The 18,355-nt window shown below is 43.6% G+C and carries 21 protein-coding genes and 1 pseudogene; 7 read left to right on the forward strand and 15 right to left on the reverse strand.

Annotated features, from left to right (window positions below):
* The first annotated feature begins 2 nt into the window (after positions 1–2).
* The 5 genes from lptA (at position 3) to J3U64_RS04930 (ending at position 3,408) form a co-directional block, all read left to right on the forward strand.
* Entirely contained in the window at positions 3–467 is a 465-nt protein-coding gene (gene lptA / locus J3U64_RS04910) for a lipopolysaccharide transport periplasmic protein LptA (RefSeq protein WP_370387856.1), read from the forward strand.
* Between the two features lie 9 nt (positions 468–476).
* On the forward strand, positions 477–1,220 hold the full coding sequence (gene lptB, locus J3U64_RS04915; RefSeq protein WP_267408505.1) for an LPS export ABC transporter ATP-binding protein: 744 nt from the start codon (positions 477–479) through the stop codon (positions 1,218–1,220).
* A 6-nt stretch (positions 1,221–1,226) separates the two neighbouring features.
* Positions 1,227–2,606 carry an RNA polymerase factor sigma-54 gene (gene rpoN, locus J3U64_RS04920; protein ID WP_267408506.1) on the forward strand — a complete coding sequence of 460 codons (1,380 nt, stop codon included), beginning with the start codon at positions 1,227–1,229 and terminating at the stop codon, positions 2,604–2,606.
* A gap of 68 nt (positions 2,607–2,674) precedes the next feature.
* Positions 2,675–3,007, forward strand: a complete 333-nt coding sequence (gene hpf / locus J3U64_RS04925; protein ID WP_100140417.1) for a ribosome hibernation-promoting factor, HPF/YfiA family — start codon at positions 2,675–2,677, stop codon at positions 3,005–3,007.
* Between the two features lie 197 nt (positions 3,008–3,204).
* Positions 3,205–3,408, forward strand: coding sequence for a glycine zipper 2TM domain-containing protein (locus tag J3U64_RS04930; RefSeq protein WP_100140418.1), 204 nt, complete (start codon positions 3,205–3,207; stop codon positions 3,406–3,408).
* Between the two features lie 65 nt (positions 3,409–3,473).
* Here the strand turns inward: J3U64_RS04930 and J3U64_RS04935 are convergent, their stop codons facing one another.
* A complete protein-coding gene (locus tag J3U64_RS04935) occupies positions 3,474–5,039 on the reverse strand; it encodes a TerC family protein (protein ID WP_267390664.1) in 1,566 nt (521 codons plus the stop codon).
* Positions 5,040–5,314: 275 nt separating this feature from the next.
* Here J3U64_RS04935 and yihA point away from each other — a divergent pair, with 275 nt between their 5' ends.
* On the forward strand, positions 5,315–5,965 hold the full coding sequence (gene yihA, locus J3U64_RS04940; RefSeq protein ID WP_267408572.1) for a ribosome biogenesis GTP-binding protein YihA/YsxC: 651 nt from the start codon (positions 5,315–5,317) through the stop codon (positions 5,963–5,965).
* Between the two features lie 133 nt (positions 5,966–6,098).
* Here the strand turns inward: yihA and J3U64_RS04945 are convergent, their stop codons facing one another.
* From J3U64_RS04945 to hisB, 14 genes and pseudogenes are all read right to left on the reverse strand, one after another.
* Positions 6,099–7,508, reverse strand: a complete 1,410-nt coding sequence (locus J3U64_RS04945) for a sensor histidine kinase (RefSeq protein ID WP_100140420.1) — start codon at positions 7,506–7,508, stop codon at positions 6,099–6,101.
* Positions 7,509–7,548: 40 nt separating this feature from the next.
* Positions 7,549–8,232: a response regulator transcription factor gene (locus tag J3U64_RS04950; protein WP_100140421.1), complete on the reverse strand. Its 684-nt coding sequence runs from the start codon at positions 8,230–8,232 to the stop codon at positions 7,549–7,551.
* Positions 8,233–8,394: 162 nt separating this feature from the next.
* The gene (locus J3U64_RS04955) at positions 8,395–10,203 is read right to left on the reverse strand and encodes a PglL family O-oligosaccharyltransferase (protein ID WP_267408508.1); all 1,809 of its coding nucleotides are present in this window, start codon (positions 10,201–10,203) and stop codon (positions 8,395–8,397) included.
* A 103-nt stretch (positions 10,204–10,306) separates the two neighbouring features.
* Entirely contained in the window at positions 10,307–11,089 is a 783-nt protein-coding gene (tatC, locus tag J3U64_RS04960; RefSeq protein ID WP_267408509.1) for a twin-arginine translocase subunit TatC, read from the reverse strand.
* A complete protein-coding gene (gene tatB, locus J3U64_RS04965) occupies positions 11,090–11,566 on the reverse strand; it encodes a Sec-independent protein translocase protein TatB (RefSeq protein ID WP_267408510.1) in 477 nt (158 codons plus the stop codon).
* Between the two features lie 9 nt (positions 11,567–11,575).
* Positions 11,576–11,776 carry a Sec-independent protein translocase subunit TatA gene (tatA, locus tag J3U64_RS04970; protein ID WP_267408511.1) on the reverse strand — a complete coding sequence of 67 codons (201 nt, stop codon included), beginning with the start codon at positions 11,774–11,776 and terminating at the stop codon, positions 11,576–11,578.
* An 85-nt stretch (positions 11,777–11,861) separates the two neighbouring features.
* Positions 11,862–12,209, reverse strand: a complete 348-nt coding sequence (locus tag J3U64_RS04975; protein WP_416384980.1) for a phosphoribosyl-ATP diphosphatase — start codon at positions 12,207–12,209, stop codon at positions 11,862–11,864.
* 15 nt (positions 12,210–12,224) lie between these two features.
* A complete protein-coding gene (gene hisI, locus J3U64_RS04980; protein ID WP_267390671.1) occupies positions 12,225–12,638 on the reverse strand; it encodes a phosphoribosyl-AMP cyclohydrolase in 414 nt (137 codons plus the stop codon).
* Positions 12,639–12,687: 49 nt separating this feature from the next.
* Positions 12,688–13,455, reverse strand: coding sequence for an imidazole glycerol phosphate synthase subunit HisF (hisF, locus tag J3U64_RS04985; RefSeq protein ID WP_267408513.1), 768 nt, complete (start codon positions 13,453–13,455; stop codon positions 12,688–12,690).
* A 33-nt stretch (positions 13,456–13,488) separates the two neighbouring features.
* Positions 13,489–13,764, reverse strand: coding sequence for a hypothetical protein (locus J3U64_RS04990; RefSeq protein ID WP_267390673.1), 276 nt, complete (start codon positions 13,762–13,764; stop codon positions 13,489–13,491).
* A gap of 199 nt (positions 13,765–13,963) precedes the next feature.
* Complete coding sequence (gene hisA, locus J3U64_RS04995; RefSeq protein ID WP_100140428.1) at positions 13,964–14,704, reverse strand: 1-(5-phosphoribosyl)-5-[(5-phosphoribosylamino)methylideneamino]imidazole-4-carboxamide isomerase; 741 nt, start codon at positions 14,702–14,704, stop codon at positions 13,964–13,966.
* Between the two features lie 49 nt (positions 14,705–14,753).
* Complete coding sequence (gene hisH, locus J3U64_RS05000) at positions 14,754–15,401, reverse strand: imidazole glycerol phosphate synthase subunit HisH (RefSeq protein ID WP_267408514.1); 648 nt, start codon at positions 15,399–15,401, stop codon at positions 14,754–14,756.
* A gap of 147 nt (positions 15,402–15,548) precedes the next feature.
* Positions 15,549–16,256, reverse strand: coding sequence for an ATP-binding cassette domain-containing protein (locus J3U64_RS05005; protein WP_267408515.1), 708 nt, complete (start codon positions 16,254–16,256; stop codon positions 15,549–15,551).
* A 293-nt stretch (positions 16,257–16,549) separates the two neighbouring features.
* A pseudogene (hisB, locus tag J3U64_RS05010) lies at positions 16,550–17,131 on the reverse strand (imidazoleglycerol-phosphate dehydratase HisB); the annotation flags it as partial.
* A 253-nt stretch (positions 17,132–17,384) separates the two neighbouring features.
* Between hisB and J3U64_RS05015 the strand changes: the two are divergent.
* Positions 17,385–18,347, forward strand: a complete 963-nt coding sequence (locus tag J3U64_RS05015) for a PhoH family protein (RefSeq protein WP_267408516.1) — start codon at positions 17,385–17,387, stop codon at positions 18,345–18,347.
* The last annotated feature ends 8 nt before the right edge of the window (positions 18,348–18,355 follow it).

Raw genomic sequence — 18,355 nt, forward strand, 5'->3', positions numbered from 1 at the left:
CCATGATGCTGCTGACTGGCAGCATGCCCCTCTGGGCTCTGGACAGTGACCGGCAACAACCAATACAGATTGAGGCTGATCAGGGCTCTCTGGACAAACAGAATCAGACAACGGTATTCACTGGTAATGTTAAGATGCGTCAGGGCACGATGTATATGAATGCTGCCCGTGTTACCGCCCACAAAGATAATGCCGGCAACCAAACCATCATTGCAGACGGCAAACCGGCAACTTTTGGTCAGCAGCTGGAAAAAGATGGCATGGTATTTGGTCACGGCGATAATGTCCATTACGAAAGCCAGAGTGGCATTGTTACTATTACAGGCAACGCTCAGGTAAACCGCGGGGGAGATATGGCTCGTGGTGCTGTGATTGTTTATAACACCAATACTGAGGTTTATACGGTGAAAAGCGCGCCTAAAGGGCGTGTACACGTGATTATCCAACCGCAACAGAAAAAGAAATAAGCCAATCCCATGAATGAAACTCCTACTGCGCCGCAAAGCCAGCTCTGTGTCAGCGGCCTGAAAAAAAGTTTTAAACAGCGACAAGTAGTCAACGATGTTGCTTTGGAAGTAAACAGTGGTGAGGTAATCGGCTTACTGGGACCAAATGGTGCCGGTAAAACCACTAGCTTCTATATGATTGTGGGACTGATTGCAGCTGATGGTGGCTGCATCACGCTGGATGGTCAGGATATAACACATCGGCCGATTTACGAGCGCGCCCGTTTGGGTCTGGGTTATCTGCCGCAGGAAGCTTCGATTTTCCGTAAAATGACGGTAGCACAGAATATCAATGCAATTCTGGAAATCAGCTATCCGCCGGAAAAACGTGCAGAACAGCTGGAATTACTACTGGCAGACCTGCACATAGAACATTTACGTAATAATACTGCTCTTTCGCTGTCTGGTGGTGAACGCCGCCGTGCAGAGATTGCACGGGTGTTGGCGATGAATCCGCGCTTTATTCTGCTGGATGAACCATTCGCCGGAGTAGACCCAATTGCACTGATAGATATTCAGAATCTGATTTCTTTCCTGAAACAACGCGGTATCGGCACCCTGATTACCGACCACAATGTACGTGAAACACTACGTATCTGTGACCGAGCTTATATTATCAATCAGGGTAGCGTTCTGGCTTCCGGCGTACCGGAGAAGCTGGTTAATAATGAGCAGGTACGCGCTGTTTATTTAGGTGAGCATTTCGAGTATTAGGTGCGTATGCAAAAGCCTGCCGCTCAACTCAAACTCAATCTTACCAATCGTCTTAGCCCCAGACTGCAACAATCTTTACAGGTGTTGCAATTATCTGCACTGGAATTACAGGAACTGGTATCAGGCTGGTTGGCTGATAACCCTTTTCTGGAAGAAATTGAAAATTCAGCTGAAGATATTAGCCCTCAGACTCAATATGTACAGCCTCCTCAACATGGCTTTATACAAAATGAAAGCGATATCTGGGAAACGCTGGCGGATGAACCCGATATGTATACGCTGCTGCGCCGGCAGGTATGCGAATTTGATTTAGATGTAGACACAGCAGCACAAGTTTATTTTTTGATTGATAATTTAAATGAACAGGGATATCTGGATTGCAGTCTAACTGACCTTGTAGAAAATTCACCACTGGAATGGCGGCTGGATGAAACCGAGCTTGCTCATGCTCTTTCTATTCTGCAACAGTTTGAACCAGCCGGTGTGGGCGCACGTAATTTGCAGGAATCACTACTATTGCAGGTGGATAACCTGCCAGACTCCCACGATGCAAATAAAAAAAACATTCAAAACTGTGCACGGTTATTAATCCGCGACTATTTCGGACAATGGCTAAGTACCCATCAATTCAAACAGCTATGCCGGCAACTACCACAGTTTTCTACCGCCACACTCGAAGCAGCCTGCAAACTGATTAGCTGCCTCAACCCTTTCCCCTGTTATGGTTTACCAGATGGCCACGGTATTCTCGCAATACGCCCAGATATGGAAGTATTTGCTGATAACAATGGCTGCTGGCAGATTCGTATTCTGCGTAATGCGTTTCCTCAATTGCGGATTGAGCCAGCTGCGGAAAATTTGTTACAACAGCCGCATCCAGAAATTGATACCATGTGTAAAAACAAGTGGCAGGAAGCTCAAACTTGTCTACATAGTCTGCAGATGCGCAAAAACACCCTGCAACGTCTGGGAGAATGGATTGTGCAGCAACAGCAGGATTTTTTCAGTTTCGGTTCGCTGGCTTTGGTTCCGTTAACCATTAAGGAAACGGCACAGACACTTGAGCTTGCAGAAAGTACCATTTCCCGCGCCATTAATCAGAAATACCTTACTTGCTCTCAGGGTGTTTTTCCTCTGCGGTATTTTTTCAGCCAATCTGTAGCCGCTACGGATGATGGTGCAGGCAACAGCCAAACAGCAATTAAGTCTTTGCTGCAAAGCATGATAAACGAAGAAGATGCAAAGCATCCCTATTCTGACGCCTATCTGGTCAGCCAGCTAGCCAAGCAAGGAATTAAACTGGCGCGGCGTACAGTGGCAAAATATCGTGAGGCCTTGAAAATTCCGCCGGCGCACCAACGTAAAGTAAAGTTTAAGAATTACTAATTAACTGTTTACCTTCTTTAAAGTTTGTTTGGTCTTCACTAAAACCTTTTATTAAAAGGAGTCAGGCTATGAATCTTAAATTTGTTGGACAGAATCTGGATGTAACCCCTGCTTTAAAGGATTACACACTAAACAAGCTAGAACGCATTAGCCGCCATGCGGATCAGGTAATCAGTGCCACCGTTACATTTTCAGTATTAAAAGTTCAGAAAAAAGCAGAAATCAATTTACATCTTTCTGGCAAGGACATTCATATTGATTGTGTAGACAATGATATGTATGCAGCTATTGACTGTCTTATGGATAAACTAGATCGCGCCGTGATTAAATATAAGGAGAAAAAGCAGCCTTCCCGTGAGACACCAGAAATCGTGGCTGACACTATTAAAGAAACAGACTAACTGGACGCCACTCTTTCTATATCAGAAAACTGCATTATTTTTAATAATGCAGTTTTTCCACCAGACTGTCTTCTCACTGATATAATTAACACAGTAATAATATATTGTTGACTTTCTATACATTCGCCAGCAATATAGCAATATAATGAAGAGTTAATACACACGATAAATCTATTTTCTTACAAAGAGGCATATATATGAAATCCAAAATGAAGACATTAGCTGTAATAGCCGCAGTAGCAGCATCTCTTTCTGCCTGTGCAGATATGACTCCGGCTCAGCGTCACACTGCCGAAGGTGCAGTAGTGGGTGGTATAGCTGGTAACCTGATGGGTAAAGACACAGGTGCCACCTTAGGTGGTGCTGCATTGGGCGGCGTAATTGGCAGCCAGATTAAATAAGCAAGTACGAAATGAAAAAAGCCTGCTGTACTAGCAGGCTTTTTTTATATTCTGATAAATTCAGATTATTCTGATTCAGGAAGTTCAATTTTGCTGATGCGTACTCTTTCCAGCCGATGTCCGTCCTTACTTAAAACCTCAAAACGATAACCGGCATAATCAATGGTATCCCCCACATCCGGAATATCCTGCATTTCTTCCATTATCAGTCCGGCTACTGTGTGATATTCGGCATCTTCCGGCAAAGTTGGCAAATGCAGATGCTGAGCCAGTATTGCATATTCAAGGCTGCCATCTACCGTGACACTTTTGTCAGCATTTTGCTGAATACTTGGCGCATCAGCACGCTCATACTCTTCTGGAAAATCACCGGCAATGGTTTCCATTAAATCCTTCATGCTCACAAGTCCGAGTACGGCACCAAATTCATCCACCACGAGCGCAATATCGGCACTGCGTGAGCGGAACAATTCCATGGCATCCAGCACAGTACTGCTGTCTGGTAAAACCAGTGGTTGACGCAGTGCGGCCTGTATATTCAGTGCTTCACCTTTGAGTAGCTGATTCAGAAGATCTTTTTTATTAACAAAGCCCAACGGTTCATCAATACCGGCTTTGCCAACCACCACCAGCCTTGAAAAAGGTGTGTCTTGTAACTGCTGATGCTGCTGCTCACGCGTTTGCGATAAATCCAGCCGCTCGATATCACTGCGCGGCGTCATCACACCCATGATGGGGCGCTCGGCCAGCGTCAGCACACTCCGAATCATGGATTTCTCATTTTCTTCGAAGTGCTCGTCATCTTCGGTTGGGGTACCATTCTTGGCCAGCTCCTTCTCACGCAGCCCCATCATACCCAGCACACTGTCTGCGGTACGGTAGCGCCACGAACGGCCGATCATATCGTTACGACGGGTATTTCGCGTAGAAATCTGGTTGAAAATCTCAATTAATATGGAGAAAGCAATGGCCGCATACAAATAGCCTTTGGGAATTTCAAAATGTAGACCTTCAGCAATCAGACTGAAGCCAATCATCAGCAAAAAACCAAGACATAACATCACCACAGTAGGATGGCGGTTTACAAACTCGGTAAGCGGACCACTAGCCCATATCATCATCCCCATCGCGATTATCACAGCCATCATAGCCACAGTGATATGTTGTACCATCGCGACAGCAGTAATCACAGAATCAAGTGAAAAGACTGCGTCCAGTACTACTATTTGTAAAACCACACTCCAGAAACTGGCATAGACAGCCACATTTGTAATCGAAGCCATAGCGGTATGGCCTTCAAGGCGTTCATGTAATTCAGTGGTGGCCTTGTACAGCAAAAACAATCCACCACCGAACATAATCAAGTCCTTAACCGATATACCAAAACCTCCGATATGCACAAACGGCTTCGTCAGGGTAATGATAAATGACATCAGTGCCAGCATCACAATCCGTATCAGTACGGCTAGAGTAAGGCCGGCGATACGAGCATGGTCGCGCTGTTTCGGACTGGCTTTATTCGCCAAAATAGCCACAAATACCAGATTGTCGACACCTAAAACAATTTCCAGAATTACCAGGGTAATTAGTCCCACCCACGTGGCCGGTTCTCCCAACCAGCTAAAATCCATTTTCTTTTCCTATACGTTAAACGGAAACAGGCAGCCTGCTGCACGAGCAAAGCTGCCTGAAAATCAGAGAAAACCAGTCTACACGCACACTCTTGCGGCCCGAGACCCCGTCTTTCATCTGAACATTTCCTAAAAATAAACTTCTTATCAGTTTAGCAGTATGCAACAAAAAATCAAGTACCACACCATTAATCCGGCGTTAACATCTGTTTTCGAAGCCGAATCAGACTTAAAAACATGGTATGCTACAGCCTTATTTTCATATTTTGTTGCTCATGAATCTGTTTCGTCACGCCCGTTTCTATACTACTGTTAATCATTTAAAAGACCTGCCAGACACACGTGCAGAAATTGCTTTTGTTGGCCGAAGTAATGCAGGCAAATCCAGCGCCATTAATACTCTCACTAACCACACGCGTCTGGCCTACGTTTCCAAAACGCCAGGACGTACCCAACACATAAACTTTTTCGAACTGACAAACGGCGGGTATATGGTAGATTTACCCGGCTACGGTTATGCTCAGGTGCCAGAAGCAGTACGCAGACACTGGGTCAGTTTACTGGGAGATTATCTACAGACACGGACTCAGCTTATTGGGCTAATTCTAATTATGGATGCACGCCATCCTCTGAAAGAGCTAGACAAACAGATGCTGGATTTTTTCGCCGTAACCAATCGTCCCGTGCATATTCTTTTATCCAAGGCTGATAAATTATCCAAAAATGAGCAAATTAAAACTTTAGCCTGTGTCAGAAAAGCGTTACAACCATTCATTGCTCGCCAGCAGGTTTCGGTACAACTATTTTCCAGCTTAAAAAAGCAAGGTATGGAGGAAGTTAATCAGATTGCTGCAAGCTGGTTTGCTCAGAATGCTACCCTGCCAGCGATTGAAACCGAAACACCTGCCTCCAAGGCAGACGAGTAATTGATGTGCTTCAAGACAAATTTACACTAAAGCCAGAGAATTCTTCAGCTCAACCAGAAATGTTGAGCAATTAGACAGAAAACCGGATAAAGACTATTACTTTATCCGGCTTGATTCTTCAGTAATTTATTATTCAACTCTTATTCTTCTGCCGATTCCGGTTTCTACTTGGCGTAAATTTAGGCAGCAAAAAATGCATACTCAGGCCTTTTGGCTGTTGATTATCTGCGTATATCTTACCATGATGGCGATCGATAATATGTTTGGTTAGAGCCAGACCAAGCCCCGTTCCTGGCTTATTGGCACTGCTGTCCGCCCGATAAAAAGCAGTAAAAATATGCGGCAGCTGGTTTTCAGCAACCCCCGGACCATTATCACTAATATCCACCTGCCATTGCTGCTTACCGCCCTCATGCAGATGAATTTTGATTTCACTACCATCTGGGCTGTAATTTATTGCATTACGAACAACATTATCAAAGGCGCGGTACAAATAGCTTTCGTTTGCCTTCACCATTGCCGTATCCGGAATATCACACTGCCAAGATAAAGTCTGCTGATGCTGCATAGCTACCGCCTGATTGTCTTCAACAATCTGCTTGATAACTGGCACCAAGGCTAGCGGTTCCAGCGTTATAGGTAAATCAGACGTTTCCAGTCGAGACAGAGTGAGTAGTTCACCAACCAGCAAATCCATACGTCCAAGTTCACTTTCCAGCCGCTGTAAATGCTGTTCTTGCTTCTGTGGCTGTACCTGTATCAAGCCAATAATTGCCTGCATGCGAGCCAGTGGCGAACGCATTTCATGCGAAACGTGATGCAGCAAATGACGTTCTTTTTCCACCAGCTTCTGCAATTTATCCGCCATATTGTCAAATTGCACTGCCAATGAATAAAGTTCATCACGTCGTTCTGATAGCTGATGTGACACACGTGTCTGTAGATTGCCATGAGCCAGCCGATCCATACCCCGCCACAACACGCGAATTGGCTGGGTAATATTATTGGCCAAAATATATGCCGTAAGCAGACCAACAATAATAATAAAGCTGAGAATTATAAATTCGTGCCAGACCGGTGCAATCGGCAAACCGGGAATAAAAAACGGGCTAGGCGGACGTGGGGTACGCTCATGATTCCAGCCGCGAATCATAAACAGATATTCCTCGCCAAGAGAATTATAGGATATCTGCACCAGTTTTGAATTAGGATGCGACAAGGCAAACTCATGAGCCTTATCAATGTCCTCAGGGTCTATAGGACGGCCAAGAATATCATTTTTGTTATCACCGGTGATAACATAAAGATTTTCACCGCCCGGACTGTTTCCCCATTCCAACAATTGCTCACGAATACCGGCATCACCACGTGCTTGAAAGGCATTCATGGTACTGCTGAGCAAATTTTCTTCAAAATTTCGCTGTTGCTTGAAGCGGGTCTCAGCAAGCGTATTCTGCACCAGCCAAAAAGAAGAGCTGGCCACAAAAATCGCACAAACAATCACTGCGCAGAATGTAGCAAATATACGGGGAAACAGTTTCATAATTTAAAACAGGCTGTTTAACAACAGCCTGTATTCTGGTTCAGTTTTTAACAAACAGATAACCCAGACCACGTACAGTCTGAATCAGACTAGCATTGCCCAGCTTATGCCGGATACTAGAAATATGTACATCAATACTGCGGTCAAATTTGGCCAGTTTTCGATCCAGCGCTTCCAAAGACAAAGTTTCCTTACTTACCACTTGTCCTGCGTGGCGCATTAGTACTTCAAGCAGATTGAATTCTGTGCTGGTCAGCTCTAGTGGTTCTTCATCAATGGTAACCTGACGTTTGGCCGGATACAGCACCACCCCACTGGCTGAAATACTGTTAGGAATTCCATTCTGATCATTGTCTTGACTCTGGTGTGTACGACGTAAAATGGCATTGATTCGAGCCAATAATTCGCGAGGCTGGCAGGGTTTTGGTACATAATCGTCTGCACCCATTTCCAGACCTATAATTCGATCAATATCATCGCCTTTGGCAGTCAACATAATAATTGGAATCTTACTTTGTACACGTACCGTTTTAAGCACATCCAAACCGTTCATTTTCGGCATCATGGAATCCAATACCACCACATCGTACTGACCGGTTAAAATTTCTTTCACACCTGCTTCGCCATCGGCAACACGACTCACTTCCAGCCCTTCAGCTGTCAAATATTCAGTGAGTAACTCTGTCAACAAATTATCGTCATCTATTAATAACACACGATTCATATCATCCTCCTAAATGGAAGTGCACATTCTGTATTGACTACAGACGTATTTACTATATTTACACTTGATATCTTAACATGTAGGTTGGAATTATCTTTACAATAGCAAGGCTTTTGCTCACTTTTTCATTAAAAACCACAATGTTAAATATCTGTCTGAACACTACATACAATTCATTTTCAGCGCACTTTGCTGCTGATATTTCAGGCAATCCTGCTGCATTTGTTGTATTGCTGCGACGGAATATGGTTGATTTCTGATTCTGCTTATAAAACTAGGAATCATTCCGGGATAGTAATGACTTACCTCTGTAAACCAGTCATGAGCAGCCGTTTTTTGCTGTGCCTGCTCAAGGTAAAGTCCACGTATAAATGTGTTGCTGTAAGGTCGATATCTTCCCGCCAACAATGCCGCTTGTTTACCCCATAATGGTAAAAAAGAATCAGTAACATTCAGTTTTTCGATAACAGCCATGTCAACATAATAACGCATAAAGTACATATGCTTACGCAAATTATGCAATCTGCTCATTTGCTCAGCCTGCGCTATCTGACCATTAGCACGAACTTTTAAAAATTGTTGATACAGCAGCATTTGCCAGATCATCATCAACATGGCGATTAAAGCCAGAATCGCTCCAGCCTGATTGGAGAACTTAGAAACAGGCCGACAGGATTTTGTTAATTGAGCGCTCGTAATCGGTGTCAATGCCATAAATAGAACAAATATAGCAAGAAAATAGCTATACCAAAGCGGATATTCCAACATACTGTGGCATAAAGAAACCAATATCATACTTACTAAAACAATTGAAGCCGGATTAAATCCCTTGCGTAGATGTGGCCAGATCACCAAAGCAAAACAAGCCAACACAATTAACAGACCAGTAATACCGGTTTCTGCCAATAGCTGTAACACCAGATTGTGGCAGTGTGTAAATAGCACCGTGTTTTCATATTGGCGGAAACCATTCGGATACACATCTGCAATTGCAAATCCCTGATAGGCATAGCTACCCCAACCATAACCAAACCATGGGGCACTTTTAAAAATTAACCATGCCTTATGCCACTCCATATGGCGCCCTGACTGAGCAAACCCACCCTGCTCCAGCCGAGCAGTACCAGACTGAAAACTAATATGAAGAAAAAAATCAAACAGTGGGCTCAATACCAGTTGAAACAGCAATACCAAGCCAATGGCAATAGCCAGTTTCATTAAAAAACGATTAGCAGCAGAACCCGCACGCCAACGCCAGAAAAACAGTGATAACCCGATAACCAGCACATACAGAATAATCGTACGAGAACCAATCAGCCCCATTACACCGGTAAACCAAAATAGCAATGGCCACACCACCCATTTCGGCAGGCGTCGCTGCTGCCACAAAAAACACAAAGCCAGCACGCCCCACATCAGGTAATGTCCTAGATGATTGCGCTGAGCTAGCTGACCATAAATATAATGATTTCCTGGTCCACGCAATATTCCCGGAATCCAGCTATTTACACCCACAAACTGCATTAAACATACTAGAGACTGTAATAGCACCCCCAGTACCAACGCCATAGCCAAAATCGTAACAGCCTGAGTCTGGCCGATGCGAATAACCCATCCACGCGCCGCCCAAGCAAGTATAGCCATTACCACAAAAACTAATGCGGTCAGGTCGGACTGACTAGTATATGTAAGATTCATTACTCGTGCTTGTATCACAAGCAATAGTGCCAACACCAACAGTACAATACTACTGTTGGGCAATGAAAATTTGGTTCTGCGAGTCAATACCGTCAGCCCAGCAAGACAAAGCACAAAAAATAATGTTCCTGTTTCCAGATAAAAACTAGACAGGGTACCTACGCGCCAGCTAGACATAAACGGCACAATGCACAGCGACAACATTCCCAACCACCAGACCCATGTAGCTGAGCGGTAAATATTCGAACACGAATCAATTGGCGACTGATCCATACAATTCTCCATCGAACAACGTCGTTAACTGTCTTGAATTTATTTATAAACAGGCTGCCTGAAAATGTTCAGGCAGCCTGTTTATTTCAGTATAAAAATTAATTTATTGTCTTTGTGCCGGATATGATAAAGAGGACTTTTTCTTATCACTGCCAACACAACGACAAACCAAAATCCCGATTTCATAAAGAAAAATTAAAGGGATCGCAAGTAGCGTTTGTGACAGAATATCTGGCGGTGTAACCACTGCCGCCACGACAAATGCACCAACCACAACATAAGGGCGAGCTTTTTTCAACTGAAGCACAGATACTACCCCTATTCTGTTTAACAGAATTACCAGTACCGGAACTTCAAATGTTACTCCAAATGCCACAAACATACCTAATATAAAAGACAGATATTTGTCGATATCGGTAGCCATGCTTACCCCAACAGGTGTAATACCAGTCAGAAAACGGAAAATAACTGGGAAAACCAGATAATAGGCAAATGCCATTCCCAGAATAAACAAAAAGACACTGGCAATTAATAGAGGCAGTATCAAACGTTTTTCATGACGATAAAGGCCAGGAGCTATAAAGGCCCAGACTTGATATAACGTATGTGGCAATGTTAGTAAAAAAGCAGCCATCATTGTCACCTTCAAAGGTACAAAAAATGGCGCAATCACTTCGGTTGCTATCATATGCTGTCCAGCTGGCAGATTCACCATCAAAGGTTCTGCAACAAAAGTATATATTTTCTGTGCAAAAGGCACCATAATCGCAAAGAATAACAATAGAATAGCCAGAATCCACATCACACGGCGACGTAATTCCAACAGGTGATCTATCAGTGTCAATTCAGTATTTTCATCTACCGGCATTACTATTACTCTGCTCATTTATCCGTGCCGGCGTATACGCAATCTAGGCGTAATACGATGTCGGGGACGCATATCGCGCCGGCGTTGTATCGCCTGCCGATGCAGCGAAACCCGATGCACCAGCGGAGCATCAGACAAATTGGTACCACTGTAGTGCAGTGGCTCGGAAAGGTTCATCTTGGTTTCGGTCTCTGCTGCTTCATCAGTAGCGATCTGACGTTTTAATGCATCTACCTCACCACGTATACTACGTACATTATTATTAACATCAAGCTCAAATGACCGCGCAGCGGCCTCAATACTGTCACGTGCTTGTCTAAATTCTGCTACCCCAGTCTGCTCGCTTAGTTCGGTTTTAACATTATTGATGAAATTCTGAATACGCCCCACCCAGAGACCAGCACTGCGTGCCACCTTAGGTAGACGTTCCGGCCCCAGAACCACCAGAGCCACTACCGCAATCAGCAGAATCTCTCCAAAACCCAAACCAAACATAAATACCTTCTAAACTTTACTATCGTCTTTATTATGTTCGATTACATCATCTTTTTTCTGTGTTTCACGATCACTTTCATTCAGACCCTGTTTAAAATCATGTACAGCACCGCCCAGATCTTTACCAATATTACGTAACTTTTTGGTACCGAAAATCAGTACTACAATCAGCAATACCACTGCCCAGTGCCAAATTGAAAAACTACCCATGATGCTTTTCCTTTACCTCAACTACTTAAAAAACATGCGCCCGCCGTATGAAGACAGCAGCGCATATTAAGAAATTTGGTTGCAATTACTGCGGCTGACGACTGGCTTTTTCAGCCAATCCAGACACATGCTGTCGCTGTTGTAACTCCTGTAAAACTTCTTCTACGCGAATCTGATGATAGGTCAGCAATACCATAGTATGAAACCAGACATCAGCTACTTCCTTAATCAAATGATGCTTGTCACCGTCCTTGGAAGCCATCAGCACCTCGCCTGCTTCCTCGATAACTTTCTTCAAAATTTTATCTTCACCACTTTGTAATAACTGAGCTACATAAGAAGTCTGTGGCGAAGCCCCGCGTCTGGAATCCAGCACATCAGCTAATTTAGTTAAAATCATGGCTACATCTGCTGCAACCGGCTTAGTTGTCATCATGTTCTCTTTATTTTATTTATGTTTCTGAGCGCACTCAGACTGGGTATATATTTCATTTTCTGATTTAATAACAGGATCGGTACTTATCCAGTCATTATTCCGATAAATGCGGTAAAAACAGCTAGCATGTCCGGTGTGGCAGGCAATACCACCCTGCTGTTCAACCAGCAAAACTAGCGCGTCACCGTCACAATCCAAACGCAGCTCATATACCTTTTGCGTATGCCCAGACTCTTCACCTTTCATCCACTGCCTCTGTCGTGAGCGGCTGTAATAATGTGCAAAACCAGTAGCAACAGTCTGTCTCAACGCTTCGGCATTCATCCATGCCACCATCAGCACGCGCAAAGTGCGCCTGTCCTGAACCACAGCGCAGACCAATCCTTTATCATTCCACTTTACCGCATCCAAAAGCGTATTGATCACAACTATTGTCCTTATTTTCTAACAGACATTCAACCTATATATAGACAAATTAAATACGCATTTCAATACCAGCCTGCTGCATGGCTAATTTAGCGTCATGAATCCGTACTTCACCAAAATGAAAAATGCTTGCTGCAAGTACCGCATCAGCATACCCCATCTGCACACCTTCAATCAGATGCTCAATATTGCCAACACCGCCCGAAGCGATTACTGGCACACTGACAGCATTACTTACCGATTGGATAAGTGGTATATTGAAACCAGCTTTAGTTCCATCTCTATCCATGCTGGTTAGCAAAATTTCCCCTGCTCCACGCATGGCCATATTTTTCGCCCATTCCACTGCATCAAGTCCCGTTTGACGCCTGCCACCATGGGTAAAAACTTCCCAGCGTGAATTTTCAGCATCCACTGCTTTAGCATCCACGGCCACAACAATTGCCTGATTGCCAAAAAAAGCACTGGCCTCATTAACAAGGTCTGGATTGCTGACAGCGGCTGTGTTAATTGAAACCTTATCTGCACCGGCATTCAGAAGGCGGCGGATATCTTCAACACTGCGCACACCACCTCCTACAGTCAGCGGAATAAATACCTTACTAGCTACCGCTTCGATAACATGCAAAATCGTATCGCGATTATCTGAGCTAGCAGTGATATCAAGAAAAGTAAGTTCATCCGCCCCCTCATCATTATAGCGCTGGGCAATTTCCACTGGATTACCGGCATCGCGCAGGGAGATAAAATTAATCCCTTTCACAACACGCCCATTGTCCACATCCAGACACGGAATAATGCGTTTGGCTAAAGCCATAATGCCATCTTTCTCAGCTAAACTATATGGTAATTATTTTATCCAGTGCTCAACCAGAGCAGGAATATTTAATTGTAAATAGTAATAGATAACGCCGACTACAATCGAATAAATAAGCGCACTGATGGTACCCAGTGCAACAATATCAAACAGCCAAATTGCGATAAAGACAAAAAACCATTGCACAATCCAGCCTAAAAGCCATGCACTATTCACATCCGGCCATGCATGTTGCATAATACAGTTAATCCCTATCATCGCAATGATATAAATGCTGGTTTCAAAAAAAATCTGCCTTGACCGATTCATGCTAAGAACCAACCACAATGCCAAAATCAGGGAACTTAATATATTAATCATTACTCGGTCTCCATAAGTACTGTAAGGTTATTGTTAAATAAAATATTCAGCTTATCTATCACCTAGCAACTCTGATCAAAATATACAGATACTTTACAGCTACAGCATAAAACTGAATGCAGATATTTTGATGCACATAAAATGAGAACTAGTGTTCGTACTGATCCGCTATTTTCTGTGCTGTTGCCAAATCGAGCGTACCTTCATAAATAGCACGCCCAACAATGGCTCCAGCAATGCCATCCTTTGCGACAGCACACAGGGCTTCCACATCCGCCAAATCAGTTACCCCACCAGAAGCAATAATGGGTATAGATGTCTGTTGAGCCAATTTGACTGTGGCATCAATGTTGACCCCGCTCATCATGCCATCACGGCCGATATCCGTATAAATAATACTATTTACACCATCATCAGCAAAACGTTTGGCCAGCTCTGTTACCTGAAAATCTGTTATCTTCGCCCAGCCGTCTGTTGCCACCATCCCATTTTTTGCATCAATTCCAACAATAATTTGCCCGGGAAAGGCAGCACAAGCCTGACGCACAAATTGCGGGTTGTTTACCGCAGCAGTACCAATAATGACGTAGCTCAAACCCAGCTGCAAATAGCGTTCTATTGTATGCAAATCACGAATTCCACCTCCAAGCTGCACCGGCACATTATCTGCCACCTGTTTCAGTATATCTTTGATTGCGGTCATGTTTTCTGGTTTTCCGGCAAACGCCCCATCCAAATCCACCAGATGCAAGCGGCGAGCTCCTTGGGCACACCAGCTCAAAGCCATCTGTGCAGGATCATCAGAAAATACGGTGGCCCGCTCCATCAGGCCTTGTTGTAAGCGCACACACTGTCCGCCCTTTAAATCAATTGCAGGAATCAATAACATATTAAATTCACATAATCTAGACGAGTTGAAAACAGATACTTTAAGGACACTACTGCGTACCATCCCACTTTAAAAAATTATTTAGCAACTGCAAACCCGCCACATGGCTTTTCTCTGTATGAAACTGTGTGGCAAATACATTATCTCTGCCCACGATACAGGCAAAATCTTCACCATAATCTGACATACCCAATACCAGAGATGATTCCTGCGGCGCCAAATAATAGCTATGTACAAAATAAAACCATTCATTCTGCGATATACCGGCAAATAAAGGGTGCTGCTGAGTCTGATGAACACGGTTCCAGCCCATATGCGGTATTTTCAGCGGACGATTATTCACAGCTACAATGGATTGAAACCGCTTAACACAACCAGGAAACCAGCCCAAGCCGGATGTATTACCTTCTTCGCTGTGTTCAAACAGTAGCTGCGCACCAACACAGATACCGAAAAACGGTTTACGCTGCAATCCATCCATTAATGCTTCTGCCAAACCGCTTTTCAGCAAAGCTGCCATACAATCTGGCATGGCACCCTGTCCGGGAAAAATTATTTTGTCTGCTGCATAAACCTCATCCGGTTCAGACGTCAGCATAATTTCAGCCTTAATCTGCTGTAACTGACCAGCCGCCTGAACTGATTTCAGCACCGAATGCAGATTACCCATACCATAATTGACAATAGCTACTTTCATTTTCACATCTTTATCAAAATTTACTGTATTAACTTTAAGCAAGGTAATCCGGAATTTGGTTAAAAATAACGGGCTGTATGCAAATAAACAGCCCGTTATCATACCTTAAACCAAGTTAACTGAAAATCTGAAACCAAACCATTCTCATTATACGTAGCTAAAATTCCAAAGTGGAAAGAAACCACTTTCTTCCTTTAGCATCTCCATAGGTTCGGCTTCCACATTACTTTCTACATTATTATCTTGTCGACAAGCCAATTCTTTCACATCCAGCTCACTGGCTAAAACCAGTCCATCCATCAGCAATGCTTTCATCACTGTCTGCAAATCAACATCCCTGTCTGCTTCAGCATGCTGCTGCATCGCTTTATTCAACAAAATGACTTGTGGCCGCACACATAAACTGCGCGCCACCGCTACTAGAAACTGTTCACCAGCGGATAAATCTGCCGGAAATTTCAATGCCTGACGATATAAACCCACCTGAGACAGATAATTTAATGCTTTACTATGCGCTTCTAAACGATCCAGATGCAATACTTTCATTTGCATCAATGTCAGATTATCGACCACATTCAAATGCGGAAACAGATCAGCATGTTGCCACACTCTCACTATCTTAGTTATAGCATCATGAGACTGATCAGTTTGCAAATCGACCTGCATTAATTTGTCTAAATAATATTCAGATTCAAAATCAGGCTGAAAACTAGCCTGAGTTTCATACTTCATATTCTCAGCATCGTTGTGCTGCCAATATTGGATAGGCCTTACATCAATTACCATTACATCATCATTCATTTGTCTACCTTGCTCTAAATCAAGGTCATTACATATTCCAATCAGCTTATCCATATCCGAACCTGTCAGACTGGCAATAAAAAAAATTACTAAAACAACCATCAGACCCGACAGATACACACTATCACAAAAAAACAAAAAAATACACAAATAAAAGAATATTCATAAATGTTAATTATAAAAAATTTTATTTGCACAACAAATTGAATAAAAACATTATTATACTTATAACGATGTTTACAATAACACCTTATCTGTTCTTTCAAAGCAATAAATCACATAAGCAGGATTAAAAAATAATCCGCTAATGTACACTCATTAACGGATTATTGAAATCAAACTAATATTTATGCAGTCAAAGTACCCTTAGTAGAAGGCATTACTCCAGCCATACGCTCATCCGCAGCTACAGCCATACGCAGAGCACGACCAAACGCTTTGAAAATTGTTTCAGCCTGATGATGCGCATTCACACCACGCAAATTATCAATATGCAGCGTGATCATTGCATGATTGACCAGTCCATGAAAAAATTCACTAAACAAATCAACATCAAAGCGTCCAATTAACGCACGGGTAAATTCAACGTTATACACCAGTCCCGGTCGTCCCGATAAATCAACCACGACACGGCTTAGCGATTCATCCAGCGGCACATAACTGTATCCATAGCGGGCAATTCCACATTTATCGCCTAACGCCTGCTTCAGTGCCTGCCCCAGAGCAATACCAATATCTTCAACAGTATGATGGTCATCAATGTGCACATCACCGCGACAGCGGATATCCAAATCAATTAAACCATGACGGGCAATCTGATCAAGCATATGCTCCAGAAAAGGCACTCCCGTATCAAACCTGCCTACACCAGTACCATCAAGATTTAAACTTATCTGAATTTTCGTTTCACTGGTATTCCGTGTAATCTTCGCAGTTCGCATGCAATTTTCCATCCGCAGAATCATTGATAAGCTTGCGGGCGTATATTGCCAGCAGCATCCCTCTATTTACCGCCACAATCTATACCAAGTCCTGCCCGCAGGCAAGGTCAATCAGCCATTTTTAAATAGCCAATCAACAATTCAGCCCCTGTAACAGCAAATATTATTATCATCAAGTCACCCTTGCTTTCGACCAGCTTGACTACATATTAAAAATTGTTCAATTGCATTAAGTCTAACCATGAGTCAAACCAGCCATTACCAGCTCGAACCCATAGATAACACTGCCTTGCAACGCCTGTGTGGCGTTCTGGATCAACATATTGCCAGTCTGGGCAAAGCACTGAATCTGGAAATTACCCGCCGCTTTGACCATTTCACTTTAACCGGCACTCAAATTACACAAGGAATCAACGCACTGGAGAGTCTAGCCACGATTGCACGCCAACGCGACCTAAATGACAGCGATATCCAGCTGGCTGCTGTAGAGGCCAAAACCACCACCCAGCCTGAAACCAATCATCAAGAACCCAAAACTTGGACCCTGCGTACTCGCCGCGGTAACATTGGCGGCCGTACCCCGCGGCAGAACGGCTACATACAGGCCTTATTAAAACACGATGTAGTATTCGGATTAGGTCCTGCAGGTACCGGTAAAACCTATCTGGCAGTAGCAGCAGCTGTCGATGCCATCGAAAAACATCAAGTAGAACGAATTGTACTGGTACGGCCTGCCGTAGAAGCAGGTGAAAAGCTCGGTTTTCTGCCCGGTGATCTGACACAGAAAGTCGATCCCTATCTGCGCCCCTTATATGATGCTCTTTACGACCTAATGGGCTTTGACCGCGTCACTAAACTACTTGAAAAAGGCTTGATTGAAATTGCTCCTCTCGCTTATATGCGCGGGCGTACACTAAACGGAGCTTACATCATTCTGGACGAAGCACAAAACACCACACCGGAACAGATGAAAATGTTTCTTACCCGTATTGGATTTGGTGCCAAGGCTGCTATAACCGGTGATACCAGCCAAATTGATTTACCTAAAAATATCAAAAGCGGCCTGAAAGATGCCCGTGAAAAGCTCAGCAACATTGACGGTATTTATTTTCATGTATTCACCAGTGAAGATGTCGTACGCCATCCATTGGTACAGAAAATTGTCGATGCCTACGAAGCCGCTGCGGAAAACGAACTCCGATAAGGTCATCA

It is taken from the genome of Snodgrassella sp. B3800 (genome assembly GCF_026535865.1).
Lineage (GTDB): Bacteria > Pseudomonadota > Gammaproteobacteria > Burkholderiales > Neisseriaceae > Snodgrassella > Snodgrassella alvi_E.